Origin of the sequence: Vibrio vulnificus CMCP6 (assembly GCF_000039765.1) — a bacterium.
Classification (GTDB): domain Bacteria; phylum Pseudomonadota; class Gammaproteobacteria; order Enterobacterales; family Vibrionaceae; genus Vibrio; species Vibrio vulnificus_B.
On sequence record NC_004459.3, the window covers coordinates 429,664 to 446,621 of the forward strand.

18 protein-coding genes are annotated in these 16,958 nt (G+C 46.9%); 2 read left to right on the forward strand and 16 right to left on the reverse strand.

All coding sequences use genetic code 11. The features are described from left to right. Window positions 1-66 precede the first annotated feature (66 nt). The 9 genes from iscX to trmJ form a co-directional block, all read right to left on the reverse strand. Window positions 67-261, reverse strand: coding sequence for a Fe-S cluster assembly protein IscX (gene iscX / locus VV1_RS02115; protein ID WP_011078531.1), 195 nt, complete (start codon window positions 259-261; stop codon window positions 67-69). An 81-nt stretch (window positions 262-342) separates the two neighbouring features. Further along, entirely contained in the window at window positions 343-681 is a 339-nt protein-coding gene (gene fdx / locus VV1_RS02120) for an ISC system 2Fe-2S type ferredoxin (RefSeq protein WP_011078532.1), read from the reverse strand. Between the two features lie 11 nt (window positions 682-692). After that, window positions 693-2,546: a Fe-S protein assembly chaperone HscA gene (hscA, locus tag VV1_RS02125; protein ID WP_011078533.1), complete on the reverse strand. Its 1,854-nt coding sequence runs from the start codon at window positions 2,544-2,546 to the stop codon at window positions 693-695. Between the two features lie 21 nt (window positions 2,547-2,567). Next, window positions 2,568-3,083 (reverse strand): co-chaperone HscB, encoded by a 516-nt coding sequence (gene hscB, locus VV1_RS02130; RefSeq protein WP_011078534.1) that lies wholly within the window; start codon window positions 3,081-3,083, stop codon window positions 2,568-2,570. Between the two features lie 60 nt (window positions 3,084-3,143). Continuing rightward, window positions 3,144-3,467 (reverse strand): iron-sulfur cluster assembly protein IscA, encoded by a 324-nt coding sequence (gene iscA, locus VV1_RS02135; protein WP_011078535.1) that lies wholly within the window; start codon window positions 3,465-3,467, stop codon window positions 3,144-3,146. Window positions 3,468-3,539: 72 nt separating this feature from the next. Continuing rightward, a complete protein-coding gene (iscU, locus tag VV1_RS02140; RefSeq protein WP_011078536.1) occupies window positions 3,540-3,923 on the reverse strand; it encodes a Fe-S cluster assembly scaffold IscU in 384 nt (127 codons plus the stop codon). A gap of 43 nt (window positions 3,924-3,966) precedes the next feature. Then, entirely contained in the window at window positions 3,967-5,181 is a 1,215-nt protein-coding gene (locus tag VV1_RS02145; protein ID WP_011078537.1) for an IscS subfamily cysteine desulfurase, read from the reverse strand. Between the two features lie 30 nt (window positions 5,182-5,211). After that, window positions 5,212-5,718 (reverse strand): Fe-S cluster assembly transcriptional regulator IscR, encoded by a 507-nt coding sequence (iscR, locus tag VV1_RS02150; RefSeq protein ID WP_013572351.1) that lies wholly within the window; start codon window positions 5,716-5,718, stop codon window positions 5,212-5,214. 117 nt (window positions 5,719-5,835) lie between these two features. Further along, window positions 5,836-6,564: a tRNA (cytosine(32)/uridine(32)-2'-O)-methyltransferase TrmJ gene (gene trmJ / locus VV1_RS02155; RefSeq protein ID WP_011078539.1), complete on the reverse strand. Its 729-nt coding sequence runs from the start codon at window positions 6,562-6,564 to the stop codon at window positions 5,836-5,838. Window positions 6,565-6,808: 244 nt separating this feature from the next. Between trmJ and suhB the strand changes: the two genes are divergently transcribed. Beyond that, window positions 6,809-7,612 (forward strand): inositol-1-monophosphatase, encoded by an 804-nt coding sequence (suhB, locus tag VV1_RS02160; RefSeq protein ID WP_011078540.1) that lies wholly within the window; start codon window positions 6,809-6,811, stop codon window positions 7,610-7,612. Between the two features lie 132 nt (window positions 7,613-7,744). Here suhB and secF read toward each other — a convergent pair whose 3' ends face one another. From secF to VV1_RS02190, 6 genes are all read right to left on the reverse strand, one after another. Next, window positions 7,745-8,692: a protein translocase subunit SecF gene (gene secF / locus VV1_RS02165; protein ID WP_011078541.1), complete on the reverse strand. Its 948-nt coding sequence runs from the start codon at window positions 8,690-8,692 to the stop codon at window positions 7,745-7,747. Between the two features lie 14 nt (window positions 8,693-8,706). Continuing rightward, window positions 8,707-10,563 (reverse strand): protein translocase subunit SecD, encoded by a 1,857-nt coding sequence (gene secD / locus VV1_RS02170; protein ID WP_011078542.1) that lies wholly within the window; start codon window positions 10,561-10,563, stop codon window positions 8,707-8,709. Between the two features lie 21 nt (window positions 10,564-10,584). Next, window positions 10,585-10,914 carry a preprotein translocase subunit YajC gene (yajC, locus tag VV1_RS02175; RefSeq protein ID WP_011078543.1) on the reverse strand — a complete coding sequence of 110 codons (330 nt, stop codon included), beginning with the start codon at window positions 10,912-10,914 and terminating at the stop codon, window positions 10,585-10,587. A gap of 117 nt (window positions 10,915-11,031) precedes the next feature. Next, window positions 11,032-12,168, reverse strand: coding sequence for a tRNA guanosine(34) transglycosylase Tgt (gene tgt, locus VV1_RS02180; protein WP_013572355.1), 1,137 nt, complete (start codon window positions 12,166-12,168; stop codon window positions 11,032-11,034). 215 nt (window positions 12,169-12,383) lie between these two features. Further along, window positions 12,384-13,436: a tRNA preQ1(34) S-adenosylmethionine ribosyltransferase-isomerase QueA gene (gene queA / locus VV1_RS02185; protein ID WP_011078545.1), complete on the reverse strand. Its 1,053-nt coding sequence runs from the start codon at window positions 13,434-13,436 to the stop codon at window positions 12,384-12,386. Window positions 13,437-13,652: 216 nt separating this feature from the next. After that, window positions 13,653-14,855 (reverse strand): trypsin-like serine protease, encoded by a 1,203-nt coding sequence (locus VV1_RS02190; RefSeq protein ID WP_011078546.1) that lies wholly within the window; start codon window positions 14,853-14,855, stop codon window positions 13,653-13,655. A gap of 225 nt (window positions 14,856-15,080) precedes the next feature. Between VV1_RS02190 and VV1_RS02195 the strand changes: the two genes are divergently transcribed. Then, complete coding sequence (locus VV1_RS02195; RefSeq protein WP_011078547.1) at window positions 15,081-15,536, forward strand: CBS domain-containing protein; 456 nt, start codon at window positions 15,081-15,083, stop codon at window positions 15,534-15,536. 107 nt (window positions 15,537-15,643) lie between these two features. Here VV1_RS02195 and aceA read toward each other — a convergent pair whose 3' ends face one another. Next, on the reverse strand, window positions 15,644-16,957 hold the full coding sequence (gene aceA, locus VV1_RS02200) for an isocitrate lyase (RefSeq protein WP_011078548.1): 1,314 nt from the start codon (window positions 16,955-16,957) through the stop codon (window positions 15,644-15,646). Between the last annotated feature and the right edge of the window lies 1 nt (window position 16,958).

The following is a 16,958-nucleotide window of genomic DNA, read 5'->3' on the forward strand; positions in this document are numbered from 1 at the left end:
CAAATTGATAAAAAAACGGACCAAAAGGTCCGCTTTTTTTGATGAATTTTGTTAACTCGGCTGGATTTATTCCCATTCATCCAACCAGCAAAGAATCACCGCTTCGAGGATCTTTTCATTGGAATGATTGGGCTCGTCATCAAAATCTTCAATCTCTAAAATCCACTGATGCAGATCGGTAAAACGCACCGTTTTTGGATCCATATCTGGAAATCGTTCGCAGAGCTCGATGGCGATATCACGTGAATCTGTCCATTTCATACTCATCTTCCTTTGAAACATTCGTCACTTCAGTACCAGTTCACTAAGTCAAAAGACCCAGCAAACTGCACGACACATCGATTAATGGTCTTCCGATGCGTGGTTTAGCGTGTATTTTGGAATTTCAACCACTAGGTCTTCATCCGCCACTTTCGCTTGGCAGCCTAAACGCGATTCAGGCTCTAGCCCCCATGCTTTGTCGAGCATGTCATCTTCTAACTCATCGCTTTCTTCAAGTGAATCAAAGCCCTCACGAATGATGACGTGACACGTAGTACAAGCGCAAGACTTCTCACACGCGTGCTCAATAGCAATCCCATTTTTCAGTGCCACATCTAATACTGTGTCACCACTGTTTGCTTCTAGCACTGCACCTTCTGGGCACAAATCTTCATGAGGCAATACAATAATCTTAGGCATAGTTATTACTCTTAAATAGTGTCAATTGACTGGCCAGCCAGCGCGGCACGAATGGACTTATCCATTCGACGAGAGGCAAAATCTTGGCTCGCTTTGTCAGTGTCTTTAATACCTTGCTCAATCGCATTCGCTTCGTTGCCATTGCGCAGTTCAATTAAGGATTCAATCGCTTGCAGTAAGGTGGCTTTTTCAGCTTCGCTGAGTAGCTCATCCCCGTCAGCTTGCATCGCGGCAATAAGACCTTCAATCACTCGATCCGCTTCTACACGTTGCTCAGCCAAAGCGCGAGCTTGCATGTCTTCTTTAGCATATGTCATGGAATCGCGAAGCATGTTCGCCACTTCGTCATCACTCAGACCATAAGATGGTTTCACTTGGATTTCTGATTGAACACCCGTGCTTTTCTCCATCGCGGTCACTGACAGCAGACCATCGGCATCCACTTGGTAGGTAACGCGAATATGAGCAGCACCCGCCGCCATTGGCGGAATGCCTTTGAGTGAAAAGCGAGCGAGCGAACGACAGTCATCCACCATCTCACGTTCACCTTGAACAATATGGACGCTCATTGCGGTTTGGCCATCTTTAAACGTAGTGAATTCTTGAGCGCGTGCGACCGGAATGGTGGTATTGCGAGGAATGATTTTCTCAACCAAACCACCCATGGTTTCAATCCCCAACGAAAGAGGGATCACATCCAGCAATAGCATTTCAGAATCAGGCTTATTGCCCGCCAGAATATCCGCTTGAATACCGGCACCAATGGCAACCACTTCATCAGGGTTGATGTTAGTTAATGGTGTGCGACCAAAGAACTCACCCACCATTTCGCGAACCAATAAAGTGCGAGTAGATCCACCGACCATGACCACTTCAAGTACTTCGTCAGCCTCCACATCTGCGTCTTTCAACGCTCGACGACAGGACATCAGCGTTTTTTTCACTAGCGGACGAATCAGCTCTTCAAATTGCTCACGCGTGACTACGCCTTTCCAACCAAAGACTTCTACTTCAACAGAGTCTTGCTCAGAGAAAGCAATCTTAGTGGCCGTTGCAATGTTCAATAGGGTGCGGTTTTTTTCTGCGCTCAAAGGCGTCTCTAAGCCCGCTTGCTCGGCAAGAAAATCGGCCAAAAGATGGTCAAAATCATCGCCACCCAACGCAGAATCACCGCCGGTGGCCAATACCTCAAACACCCCTTTAGATAGGCGCAAAATTGAGATATCAAATGTACCACCACCCAAGTCGTAGACCGCAATGACCCCTTCTTGGCCAGAGTCTAAGCCATAGGCAATGGCGGCGGCTGTAGGTTCGTTCAGTAAGCGAAGCACATGCAGGCCAGCAAGTTTCGCCGCATCTTTAGTGCCAGCTCGCTGCGCATCATCAAAGTAGGCAGGAACGGTAATGACCACACCAGAAAGCTCACCACCGAGGCTCTCTTCTGCGCGTTTCGCTAGCACCTTTAGGATATCGGCAGACACCTCAATTGGGTTTTTGTCCCCTTGAGTCGTCTGGAGAACAGGCAAACCATTCTCACTGGCTTTAAATCGATAAGGCAAAGAAGGATAACGAGTCTGGATGTCCGTTAACGAACGACCCAATAAGCGTTTTACCGAGATAATAGTATCTTGTGGCTGAGATTCAGACAGCGCTTTCGCCTCGTAACCGACAATCGCCTCTTCATTGGCATAATTAACAATCGATGGAAGAAGACTACGACCTTGAGCATCTTTCAAAGTGTCTGCGGTGCCGCTTCTGACTGAGGCGACCAAAGAGTTAGTGGTACCAAGATCGATACCGGCTGCTCTTTTGTGCTCATGAGGTGCCGAGCTTTGGCCCGGTTCTGCAATTTGAAGTAATGCCATGATGGATCCTTGTTTTTCAAACTAGCCGAAGAGTTTCTCTTCCACTAGCTCTATTTCATTCTTTAGTTTGGCAATAAATTTCAGCTTACGTACGCGATCGGCGGCTTGTGGCCACTGAGCGTCATTCAGCTCTTGCTCAATCGTTGCGAGATGTTGTTTGTACATTTTACTCACTCTGGCATCAAACGCAGCCAAAGCACTCTCAGCATCTGAGCCATGAGGGATCTCTTCCAACTCTTCACGCAATTCCATCTGTTCCATCAGAAACATGGGATCTTGCATGGTTTGCTGCTCACCTCGGATTTCTAAACCGTTTTGCGATAAAAGGTATTCCGCACGAGAAATGGGATTCTTAAGCACCTGGTAAGCGTCATTAATTTGCGCCGCTTTTTGTACCGCTAACAAACGATCGCGTTCAGAAGCGGTCGCAAAATTGTCCGGATGGAAGCGTTTTTGCAATTCTCGGAACTGAGAAGAAAGAAGGCTACCATCCAGCGAAAACTGAGGTGGTAGCCCAAATAATTCAAAGTGATTCATTGATCTATGGTCCTTGAATAAATCTTCTGAGCCGACGGTAACGGCTCAGAATTTCAGTCATTAGACGTTGAAGCTTTCACCGCAACCACATTCACTTTTCGCATTTGGGTTGTTGAATTCAAAGCCTTCATTCAACCCTTCTTTTACGTAGTCAAGTTGCGTGCCGTCGAGGTACACCAAGCTCTTTTTATCGATAATCACCTTAACGCCTGAATGTTCAAACACTTCGTCTTCTTCATTCAGTTCGTCAACAAACTCAAGGACATAGGCCATTCCCGAACAACCGGTCGTCTTCACACCTAAACGCAAACCAACGCCTTTGCCTCGGTTATCTAGGAACGCTTTTACTCGACTTGCTGCGGTTTCTGTTAATGTGACGGCCATACTGCACCTTAGTTAAATAGTTTACCAATGGAATGGGAGCATCGGGCTCCCATTATAACCTCAAAAAACGCCTTAAAGTTGGTGTTTTTTCTTGTAGTCAGCCACTGCGGCTTTGATTGCATCTTCTGCAAGAATTGAACAGTGCACTTTCACTGGAGGCAACTCGAGCTCTTCTGCAATTTCCGAGTTTTTGATCGAAGCCGCTTCTTCGATGCTCTTGCCTTTTACCCATTCGGTAACCAATGAGCTTGATGCAATCGCACTACCACAACCGTAGGTCTTGAACTTTGCGTCTTCAATGATGCCTTCTGGCGTTACTTTGATTTGCAGTTTCATTACGTCACCACATGCAGGAGCACCAACCATGCCGCTACCTACCGATGGATCTTCTTTGTCAAACGAACCAACGTTACGTGGGTTCTCATAGTGATCAATTACTTTTTCGCTGTATGCCATGATATTTACCTCGAATCCTCTATAACTTGTCTATGAATTGATCTTAGTGGTGAGCCCACTCAACCGTGTTGAGATCAATTCCATCCTTGTACATATCCCATAGAGGAGACATGTCGCGCAGCTTTTCAACCGCTACACGGATTTGTTCAATTGCGTAGTCGATCTCTTCTTCCGTGGTAAAACGACCAAAAGAGAAACGAATCGAGCTATGTGCTAACTCATCATTTAGACCGAGAGCACGCAATACATAAGAAGGCTCTAGACTCGCTGAAGTACAAGCACTGCCTGACGATACAGCAAGATCTTTTAAAGACATCAGTAACGACTCACCTTCAACAAAAGCAAAGCTGATGTTCAAGTTGTGTGGAACACGCTGGTCAAGATCGCCGTTGATGGTCACCGCTTCCATGTCTTTCACGCCGTCTAACAGACGGTTACGAAGCGCTAACGCATGTTGGTAATCTTTTTCCATATCAAGCTTGGCGATACGGAAAGCTTCACCCATGCCAACGATTTGGTGAGTCGGTAACGTACCTGAACGGAAACCACGCTCATGACCACCACCATGCATTTGAGCCTCAAGACGAATACGTGGCTTACGACGTACATAAAGCGCGCCGATACCTTTCGGACCGTAAATCTTATGTGCAGACAGCGAGATCAAGTCTACTTTTAGCTTCTGTACATCAATCGCCACTTTGCCCGCAGACTGCGCTGCATCGACGTGGAAGATGATTTTACGAGAACGGCAAAGTTCGCCAATGGCTTCAATATCTTGAATCACACCAATTTCATTGTTCACGTGCATAATAGACACAAGAACGGTGTCGTCACGCATTGCGGCTTCAAGCTTGCTTAGGCTGATAAGACCATTTGATTCAGGCTCGAGATAAGTCACTTCAAAACCTTCACGCTCAAGCTGACGGCAAGTATCCAGTACGGCTTTATGCTCAGTTTTGCTAGTAATGACGTGCTTACCTTGTTTTGAGTAGAAGTGAGCTGCGCCTTTGATCGCTAGGTTATCTGATTCTGTTGCACCAGATGTAAACACAATTTCACGAGGGTCGGCATTCAACAATTCTGCGATTTGCTCACGCGCGGTATCAACCGCTTCTTCTGCCTGCCAACCGTAGCGATGAGAACGTGACGCTGGGTTACCAAAGGTACCATCCATCGTCATGTACTGAACCATTTTCTCAGCGACACGTGGATCTACCGGGCAAGTTGCCGAATAGTCTAGATAAATAGGCAGTTTCATTCTTCACTCCAATGTAAACTTTTTGGCCGCTTAAGAGCGGAAATTTACACCGATGGGCGCGGTGTTAATTGTTTTGTTAGCCAACCCATGATTTACCGCAAGATCAATATCCTGACGGTCGGAAATTTCGATGACTTCATTATCACTCATGAGCTCGCCAAGCGTGATGTTGTTTAGGAAGTCTGTAATGCGCGAACTCAGGTCACGCCAAAGTGTATGAGTAAGGCAGCGAGTGCCGCCTTGGCAATCTCCTTTGCCCTGACACTTAGTTGCGTCAACCGATTCGTCAACGGCCGCGATCACCGTTCCAATTGAAATGGTAAATGCATCTGCGCCAAGACGGTAACCACCGCCAGGGCCACGAACACTCGCAACCAAACCCGCTTTACGCAATTTGGAAAAAAGTTGCTCTAAGTAAGAGAGCGAAATCCCCTGACGCTCGGAAATATCTGCCAGAGGTACAGGACTTTTTTGCGAATGCAGTGCCACATCCAGCATTGCCGTTACCGCATATCTTCCTTTAGATGTCAGTTTCATATCACACCGTATCCACACTGTTTGTAATGATACGGATTTTTCCATACCTGACCAAAATGGTCAAGTATTTATTTGACTAAAATAGTCAGGTATTCATCCCTATGAATAGCAGGGATACTATTGCTCATTAATGCTCTTTTCTACCGAAGTCAAAATGCCACGCAAAATGTTCAACTCTTGCGCCTCTGGACGAGCTCGGCTGAACAGTCGACGCATTTTATTCATGACTTGGTTAGGCTGATCTGCTCGCACAAATTCGGTTTTCAGTAGCACTTTCTCTAAGTGCTGATAAAACAGTTCAAGTTCGCTGTGGCGTGGGTATTCCGCGGTTTCTTGCGTTGGATATAGGCTTTGTTGATGACGCAAATAAGCCATACGCACTTCGTAACTTAGGGTCTGTACTGCCATCGCGAGATTCAAGGAGCTGTATTCTGGGTTTGCTGGAATACAAACGTGATAATGGCAACGTTGAAGCTCATCGTTGGTGAGACCGGTACGTTCACGGCCAAATACCAAGGCAACATGACTCGTTTGCCCCTCTTGGACAAACTTTTCCGCGCATTCAAACGGTTCAAGCATCGGCCACTCAAGCGTACGAGAACGGGCACTTGAACCGACAACCAGCGCACAATCGGCCACCGCTTCTTCCAGTGAATTCACCACTAACGCATTCAATGCGATATCCGCCGCTCCCGATGCCAAAGCGATAGCTTGAGCGTCAACCTCACATTCAGGCTGAACAAGCACAAGCTGCGATAAACCCATCACCTTCATGGCACGAGCTGCAGACCCAATATTTCCGGAGTGAGAGGTGCCAACAAGGACGACTTTTACTTTATCTAACATGCAAACTTTCAATGGCTGATTTCAAACCGCGGGATTTTATCATAGTTTTTTCCCACACCCTATATTGGATATGACGAGAACAAGCCTCCCCCCCTCTCTTCCCTTTTTCATGTAAACGATTTCTTGAGTTTCGTCACACCAGTCAACCTCAAAAGAACAAAAATTAACCACTTCCCTTTTGGGTTTTCTCTGGTATACTCCCCGCCGCTTTTATTTGTTCTTTAACATCCGTTGGGAAAATCGTATGCATCCAATGCTAAACATTGCTATTCGCGCTGCGCGAAAAGCAGGTAACCATATTGCTAAATCACTAGAAAACGTTGAGAAGATTGAATCTACACTAAAAGGCACAAACGACTTTGTGACTAACGTAGATAAAGAAGCTGAAACAATCATCATCGACACCATCAAGAGCTCATACCCTGAGCATTGCATCGTGGCTGAAGAAAACGGCCTGATCAACGGTAAAGATAAAGATGTGCAATGGATCATCGACCCACTGGATGGCACGACAAACTTTGTAAAAGGTTTGCCTCACTTCGCTGTTTCAATCGCGGTACGCATCAAAGGCAAAACCGAAGTTGCTTGTGTATACGACCCAATGCTAAACGAGCTATTCACCGCTCAACGTGGTGCTGGCGCTCAACTTAACAACGCACGTATCCGCGTTAAACAACCAAAAGACCTTCAAGGCGCAATCATCGCAACAGGTTTCCCATTCAAGCAAAAGCAACACTCAGAGTCTTACTTCAAGATCATGTCTGCGATGTTTGTAGAAGTGGCGGATTTCCGCCGCGCTGGCTCTGCTGCACTTGATCTCTGTTACGTGGCAGCTGGCCGCGTAGATGGCTACTTTGAGCTAGGCCTAAAACCTTGGGATATCGCAGCGGGTGAGCTTATTGCTCGTGAAGCAGGCGCGATCATCACTGACTTTGCTGGCGGTACAGAATACATCAAGTCAGGTAACGTTGTTGCATCAAGTGCTCGTGGTGTTAAATCACTACTGAAACACATCCGTGAAAACGGCAACGAAGCGATTCTTAAGTAATCTCTAGCCCGTCACGCTGATTACTTTTGAATAAGCCCTCGCATTATGCGGGGGCTTTTTTATACCGCCAAGAAAGTAACAAAAAAAGCCACTGCAATTGCAGTGGCTTCAATCGATGATTCGAGCAGAGTATTAAGGCATCTCTTCGAATTCTGCACCTTCTTTCTCGACTTGCGGAGGCATTAAATGCTCTTTCTGGATACCCAGTTTGAGCGCCAAAGCAGATGCCACATAGATAGAAGAGTAAGTACCGACGGTAATACCAAGTAGCAATGCGGTCGCGAAACCGTGAATCATCGCCCCACCTTGAACAAACAGTGCAATCACCACAAACAAGGTCGTACCTGAGGTAATCAACGTACGGCTTAGTGTTTGTGTGATCGAGCTGTTCATGATCTCAGCCGGTTCACCCTTACGCATTTTGCGGAAGTTTTCGCGAATACGGTCAAAGACAACAATGGTATCGTTGAGTGAGTAACCCACCACCGTCAGCAATGCCGCCACAATGGTAAGATCGACTTCAATTTGCATCAAAGAGAATACACCCAATGTGATGATAACGTCATGCGCCAGTGCCATTACCGCACCTGCCGCCAAACGCCATTCAAAACGCATCGAAACATAGATCAAAATACAGATCAACGACACCAAGATCGCCAGACCACCCGCTTCTGTCAGCTCATCACCTACATTTGGACCAACGAATTCAATACGGCGCATCTCGACTGATTTACCCGTACCTTCTTTGATCGCACTTAGGATTTGGTTCCCTAAGGTTTCACCTGCCATATCTTCACGAGGGCGAAGGCGAACCATGACATCACGAGCAGAACCAAAGTTCTGTACCGTTGCGTCACCAAAACCTTTGGCTTCAAGTGCACTGCGGATCTCTTCAAGGTTTGCCGGCTGCTCAAAGCCCACTTCAATCAGAGTACCGCCTGTAAAATCCAACCCCCAGTTCAACCATTTGGTTGAGAGAGTAAAAATCGACGCACCGATCATCAATAAAGAGAAGACAAATGCGAATTTCGACCAACGCATAAAGTCGATCGTTTTCTCTGCTTTTAGAATTTGAAACATAACAATTCCCAGCCTTAGATCGACAGTTTATTAATGCGTTTACCACCATAAAGCAGGTTCACGATACAACGTGTACCAATAATGGCCGTAAACATTGAGGTCAAAATGCCGATAGAGAGCGTCACAGCAAAGCCTTTGATTGCACCCGTACCGACGGCAAATAGAATAATCGCGGTAATCAAGGTTGTGATGTTCGCATCCGCAATGGTGCTAAATGCATTGGCATAACCTTGGTGAATCGCTTGCTGAGGATTGCGTCCTTCACGCAGCTCTTCACGAATACGCTCAAAGATCAGTACGTTTGCATCGACCGCCATACCGACCGTTAGAACAATACCGGCAATACCTGGTAGCGTCATCGTCGCACCTGGAATCATGGACATCACACCGATGATCAGGACAAGGTTTGCCATCAAGGCGACGTTCGCAATCAGACCAAACTTGCGGTAGTAAAGCAGTGTGAACAGCATCACCGCAACCATACCCCAAATACACGCTTGGATACCCATATCGATGTTTTGCTGACCCATTGATGGACCAATGGTACGCTCTTCAACGATTGAGATAGGTGCGATCAAAGCACCAGCACGCAGTAGCAACGCAAGGTTATGTGCTTCAGCAGCAGAATCGATACCCGTAATGCGGAAGTTACGACCAAGAGCCGACTGGATCGTGGCTTGGTTAATGACTTCCTCATGCTTGGTCAAAATGACTTTGCCTTCTGGAGACTTACGACCGCTGTCTTTGTATTCCGCAAACACCGTGGCCATTAGCTTGCCAATGTTTTTCTTCGAAAACGCAGCCATCTTGTTACCACCTTCGCTGTCTAGCGAGATGTTTACTTGAGGACGACCATATTCATCAACACTTGAACTTGCATCGGTAATGCTTGCCCCACTGAGAATAACGCGTTTCTTCAACACCACAGGACGGCCATTACGATCTTGCTTAATCTCGCTGCCCGCAGGCGCTCGACCACTTGCCGCAGCAGCAAGATCCGCTTTGTCATCCACTTCACGGAATTCTAGCGTTGCTGTCGCACCTAGAATCTCTTTGGCACGAGCAGTATCTTGCACACCTGGCAGTTCAACCACGATACGGCTAGCACCTTGACGTTGAACAAGTGGCTCAGCAACACCTAGCTCATTCACACGGTTACGTAGAATGGTGATGTTCTGTTCAACAGCGTAGTTACGGATTTCTTGCAGACGGGTTTCAGTAAAGGTAGCAATTAAGGCGTAACGGCCATCTTTGTCTGATTCGACAAAAGCCATATCAGGATGCAATTTTTCAAGTTCACGTTTTGCTTGAGATAGCTCTTCACCATCTCTGAGCAACACTTCGATCGCATCACTGCCAACAGGGCGAATAGAGCGATAGCGAATTTTTGCATCACGAAGTTCACTACGGAAAGCATCTTCTTGTTGCCCCACCAGCTTTTCCATCGCGGCATCCATATCCACTTCCATCAAGAAGTGCACACCACCACGTAGGTCAAGACCCAGTTTCATAGGAGCAGCACCTATCGATTCAAGCCAGTCTGGCGTTGAAGGTGCTAAGTTCAGAGCAACAATTTTGTCTTTGCCCAACGCTTCACTGATCACATCACGAGCACTAATTTGCGTATCGGTGTCGTTAAAACGAACAAGAATGGATCCATTCTCTAAAGCAATGGATTTATGGGAAAGATTCTCTTTATTAAGAGCGTTAGTGACAGCATCCAGCGTTGACATATCTACAGAGGCGCCACGCGCCCCTGTAACTTGAATAGCCGGATCTTCACCGTAGATATTTGGAAGTGCGTACAAGGCAGCGATGGCAATGGCAAACATAACCATCAAGTACTTCCATAAAGGATAACGGTTCAGCACAGCGAGGATCCTCTAGCTGTTTTATAGAGATTTAAGCGTACCTTTTGGTAGCACAGCGGTAACGAAGTCTTTTTTGATCACAACTTCGTTGTTTGGGTTAAGTTCGATTGTCACGAAGTCATTGTCTTCTGCAATCTTAGTGATTTTACCCACAAGACCACCATTGGTCAGAACTTCATCACCTTTACCCATGGATGCCATTAGGCTCTTGTGCTCTTTAACACGTTTCGCTTGTGGACGGTAAATCATGAAGTAGAAAATCACACCGAACATACCCAACATGATGAGCATTTCGAACATGCCGCCTTGTTGTGCGCCTTCTGCTGCTGCGTGAGCTTGAGAGATAAACATTAAAACATCCTCATTAATTTTTATTAATAATCCAATAAATTGGGTAACGCCACCTCATTTTCAAGCGAGTTCACTCACAAAAACAAGATGGCGTAACACTTTTTTACTATTGCGAACTTATGCCTGTTTACCAAGTGGTGGCACTTCGCGATTGCGTCGAGCGTAGAACTCTTCCACAAACTGCTCGAAGCGATCTTCATCAATCGCTTTACGAATGCTTTCCATGAGACGTTGGTAATAACGCAGGTTATGGATAGTGTTTAAGCGAGCACCAAGGATTTCATTACAACGGTCCAAGTGGTGCAGATACGACTTAGAGTAATTTTTGCAAGTGTAACAGTCACAGTGCGGATCGAGAGGGGTTGTATCCGTTTTATGTGTCGCATTACGGATCTTGATCACACCACCAGTCACAAATAGGTGTCCATTACGCGCATTTCGCGTTGGCATTACACAGTCAAACATGTCGATACCGCGACGAACCCCTTCAACCAAGTCTTCTGGTTTGCCCACGCCCATCAGGTAACGCGGTTTATCTTCTGGTAACTGAGGACAGGTGTGCTCAAGTACGCGATGCATGTCTTCTTTAGGTTCGCCAACCGCAAGACCACCGACCGCATAGCCATCAAAACCAATCTCTGTTAGGCCTTTAACTGACACATCACGAAGATCTTCGTAGACACCGCCTTGAACAATGCCAAACAGGTTGTTTGGGTTTTCGAGCTTATCGAAATGGTCACGCGAGCGTTGTGCCCAACGCAGAGACATTTCCATCGATTTTTTCGCTTCAGCGTGAGTCGCAGGGTAAGGCGTACACTCATCGAAAATCATTACGATGTCAGAACCTAGGTCTTTTTGAATTTCCATCGATTTCTCAGCATCCATGAAAATCTTGTCACCGTTTACTGGGTTGCGGAAATGCACACCTTCTTCGGTAATTTTACGAATATCACCAAGGCTGAATACTTGGAAACCGCCTGAGTCAGTCAAGATAGGACCTTGCCAGTTCATGAAATCGTGCAGATCGCCGTGCATTTTCATCACTTCTTGGCCAGGACGTAGCCATAAGTGGAATGTGTTGCCTAGTAGAATTTCTGCACCCGTCTCTTTTACTTCTTCTGGTGTCATACCTTTGACGGTACCGTAAGTACCTACAGGCATAAACGCCGGGGTTTGCACAGTTCCACGTTCAAATGTCAATTGACCACGACGGGCATTGCCATTTTTCTTTTTAAGATCAAATTTTAATTTCACGAAGCCTCCAACGTCAGAGAAACAGTCTGACGGTATTGTCACGGACGTTTCCGTCCCACCAGAGCGGTCGCGGTTTCCTTGCGAAAAAATGGAGTAATCCATCCCTCTAGCCTGCTGCTAGCACTCGTTTTGCATGCAGCCAAGATTATCCCGATCTGCACCACTAAAATGAAACTTACTTCACTTTAGATAACATTTGTTGCGCTTTTTATGGCTTATTGCGTTTTCTTCTCAATGAACATCGCATCCCCGTAAGAGAAAAAACGATATTGATTGGACACGGCATGCTGATACGCATTCATGGTATGGTCATAACCGGCAAATGCACTCACCAGCATAATCAGCGTCGATTCTGGCAAATGGAAATTGGTGATCAAACAGTCCACCAACTGATATTGATAGCCAGGGAAAATGAAGATTTCCGTATCGCCAAAGAAAGGCATCAACTCTGTGCCGTTTTTCAACGACTCTTGCGCCGCGCTCTCTAGAGAGCGTACTGACGTGGTACCAACCGCAATGACGCGGCCACCACGTGCTTTCGTGGCGTTAATCGCATCCACCACCTCTTGTGGTACTTCTGCGTACTCAGAGTGCATGTGATGCTCAAGAATATTGTCCACTTTCACTGGCTGAAATGTGCCAGCACCGACATGCAACGTCACGTACGCAAACTCAGCGCCTTTGGCTTTGATCTGCTCAAGCAGCTGATTGTCAAAATGCAATCCCGCCGTCGGTGCAGCAACCGCACCCGGTTTTTGGTTATAAACCGTTTGGTAACGCTCTTTATCCGCATCCTCATCTGGGCGGTCAATGTAAGGTGGAAGAGGCATATGGCCAATTTCTTCCAACACTTCGAGAATGGTTTTGTCTGCCTTTAAATGGAGCTCAAACAACGCATCTTGGCGCGCCACCATCTCTGCTGAGTATTGGTCTTCTTCCCCAAGAAAGACTAACGTACCCGGTTTCGGAGACTTAGAACTGCGTACATGCGCGAGGAAGCGTTTCTCATCAAGCATGCGCTCGACCAAGACTTCCAACTTGCCGCCAGATTCTTTACGACCAAACATGCGTGCAGGAATCACTCGCGTGTTGTTAAACACCAAAAGATCCCCTGCTTGAACCAGCTCCAACACATCTTTGAACGAGCCATCTTTTACAGCGCCGGTGTTGCCATTTAGCTGAAGTAGACGACTGGCGGTACGCTCCGATTGAGGATAACGAGCGATCAGTTCGTCAGGTAAGTCAAAGTGAAAATCTGAAACTTGCATGCTACTGCTCTTGGTAAATTTGTCGAAATAAAGGAATTCTGTTGCGAGTAAAATTTTCGCAGTGGGCTAGTATAGAGCGAGACCAGTCAATAGCAAGAAAAGTTCAGATTGAGAATGTAACAACTTCCCGTCAGCTTGAGGGGGGACGCAAAGAAAGAATAACGCTCCTCTCAAATGAGTGGAGCGCAGACATAGCAAACACGGCTTGTGGCTAAGTTAAGCGACTTTTCGACGATACCGACCCAGCACAAACAGGGCCAAAAGCGTCAACGCGCCAAGGCTTCCACCTTCTGCAGTACCACTAAAACTGCAACTGTTGGTTGAAATCCCCCCGTGGCAACCTTCGCCATTTCCGCCTGTCCCATTGCCGTTATCACCACCTGAACCGCCGTCACCACCAGAACCCGCATTCAAAATGAAGTCTGGTTTTAGAATGTGGCTGCTTGGAGGGTTGGCTGCCGTAATATAGCTTTGAATCCAGTCGTAGTAATTGCTCACTCTGGTATAGAAACTGGGCTGCGTAACCGAGGCGCAAATCGGCGTAATGAGCGGAATGCCGCTCACAATACCAATTTGTTTGCCAGTGACATCGTCAATCAAAGGGCCACCACTGTCGCCTTTACACACATTATTGCCATACTGAGTGCGTTCATCTGGCTGCCAAGGCAACACTTCATTGGGCATGGTACAGATCTTAGTCACATTGGTTGGGGCTTCAATAATACCCGGTAAGTGGTTACCTAGCTCTAATCGTTGATAGCAATTTGCTATGGGCAGATAAGTTAACTGTGTTTTTTGCAAAGTGATGGCTGGAGTTGACGCATCCGCGACAGTTGCCCCCCAGCCAGACGCGGTGACATTTTTCACTCGGACGTTGGTAGCAAATTCATCATCCCATTCTTTATTGAGTCGGCTTTCTATCTCGCTCATTTCTGCCGCTGTGGGCAAATCTGAGAGAGGAGCTCCGGTAACGGGGCGGTCGAGATAAAGTAGTGCAACATCGCTATCTAAACTGGTGCTGACCAAAGTATAGCTATCGTCATTATTCTTCTTGTATTCCGTTAAGCGAGTGTATTTCGGGTGTACCACCACATGTGAAACAGTGAAGTAATTGTCCGTTGTTGAACTATTAAGATCCGGTGTTCTCGCCGTGACTGAAATCTCACTAGGCTTCGTCACATAGTAACTGGCGACATTGGTGCCTTCGCCCATCACCACACAGTGTGCCGCGGTCAACACCCAGCGAGGTGCAACGACAGTCCCGCCACAAATTGGAAACTCTGCCATATTACTGGCACGAATGGTCACTCGATACGTTGCATCCGGATCCGCCTCCCCCATAATAATGGCTTGGGCACCACTACTGATCGCCAACATCCCTGACAAAAGAACTGTTTTTTTCCACATAATAAAGACCACTTATCGCTCAACTGAGCTCATATTCATGCAGCCTGTTTAATTGTGAAATCCCTTGCCAGAAAATGTGCGAGGAATGTCTTTTCCACACTCGCCTAGAACGCAACACTTACGCCCAAAATGCAAACTGACTCGCATCAATTTTGTTGCGGAAAAATGGTCTAGCTCCCAGATATTTATGCCATTTGTTTCTATAGTAAAAAGAGAACGGAACTCTAGGAGGACACCATGATAAAAGTCGAAGATATGATGACTCGCCACCCTCATACCTTGTTGCGTTCACACACATTAGGTGACGCCAAAAATATGATGGAAGCACTGGATATTCGACACATTCCCGTTGTCGATGCAAACAAACAGCTGCTCGGTATCGTCACTCAACGTGATTTGCTTTCCGCGCAAGAATCCAGCTTACACAAATCGTCTGCTGAAAACTCTTACACTACTGCTACCCCTTTGTATGAAGTAATGCACACCAGTATCATGACCGTTGAACCCAAAGCGGGACTAAAAGAAAGTGCGATCTACATGCAAAAACATAAAGTCGGCTGTTTACCGGTAGTAGAGAAAGGCCATTTAGTGGGAATCATTACTGACACCGATTTCGTCACTATCGCGATCAATCTGCTGGAGCTGCAAGAAGAAGCCGAACCAGAAGAGTTAGAAGTCGAAGACGATTTGTAATTCCCGCGACACTCTTAGCTGCGAGATCCTTGTTTGTCCTGATAGGAAAGGAAAAAGAGCGGCTTTCGCCGCTCTTGCAGTGGTTAATACCTAAAGATGGAAAGGTATTAATGGAACTGGTCTTCTTCGGTAGAGCCCGTCAGTGCCGTGACTGAAGAGTTACCACCTTGGATGGTGTTGGTCATCTTATCAAAGTAACCCGTACCTACTTCTTGTTGGTGTGCAACGAAGGTGTAGCCTTTTTCCGCCGCTTCAAATTCAGGACGCTGAACTTTCTCAACGTAGTGACGCATACCTTCACCTTGAGCATATGCGTGTGCCAGTTCAAACATGTTGAACCACATGTTGTGAATACCAGCTAGGGTGATGAACTGGTACTTATAGCCCATATCTGCGAGTTCTTGTTGGAACTTAGCAATGGTCTCTGCATCCAAGTTCTTCTCCCAGTTAAATGATGGCGAGCAGTTGTATGCCAACAGTTGGTCTGGGTATTCCGCATGAATAGCCTCAGCAAACTTACGTGCTTCTTCAAGACACGGAGTTGCCGTTTCACACCAAATAAGATCCGCATATGGCGCATAAGCAAGGCCACGTGAGATCGCTTGGTCAATCCCTGCACGAACACGATAGAAACCTTCCTGAGTGCGCTCGCCAACAATAAAGTCTGCGTCATATGGGTCACAATCTGACGTCAACAAGTCCGCCGCATTGGCATCGGTTCGAGCAATCACCAGTGTTGTTGTGCCAGCAACATCTGCGGCTAGACGCGCAGCAACCAGTTTTTGTACCGCCTCTTGCGTTGGAACCAATACTTTACCGCCCATATGGCCACACTTCTTCACCGAAGCCAATTGGTCTTCAAAGTGTACACCCGCAGCCCCCGCTTCAATCATCGACTTCATCAGTTCATACGCATTCAGCACACCACCAAAGCCCGCTTCTGCATCAGCAACGATAGGCAAGAAGTAATCAATTCCACCCTCTTCTGGCGACTTACCATTCGACCATTGAATTTGGTCTGCGCGACGGAACGAATTGTTAATGCGTTTGACGACTGAAGGAACCGAATCCACAGGGTAGAGTGATTGGTCTGGGTACATGGTCGAGGCGGTGTTGTTATCCGCTGCAACCTGCCAACCCGATAGGTAGATCGCTTCTATCCCCGCTTTGGCTTGCTGCACCGCTTGGCCACCGGTTAGTGCGCCTAGACAATTCACATAGCCTTTTTTCGAGCTACCATTCACCAACGACCACAACTTGTCGGCACCACGCTGCGCGATGGTATTAGCTGGCACCATAGAGCCACGTAAGGCCACCACTTCCTCAGCTGTGTAAGTGCGTTTGACGTTTTTCCAACGAGGATTGGTTGCCCAATCTTTTTCCAGAGCTTCGATTTGCTGGCGGCGAGTTAAGTTTGTCATC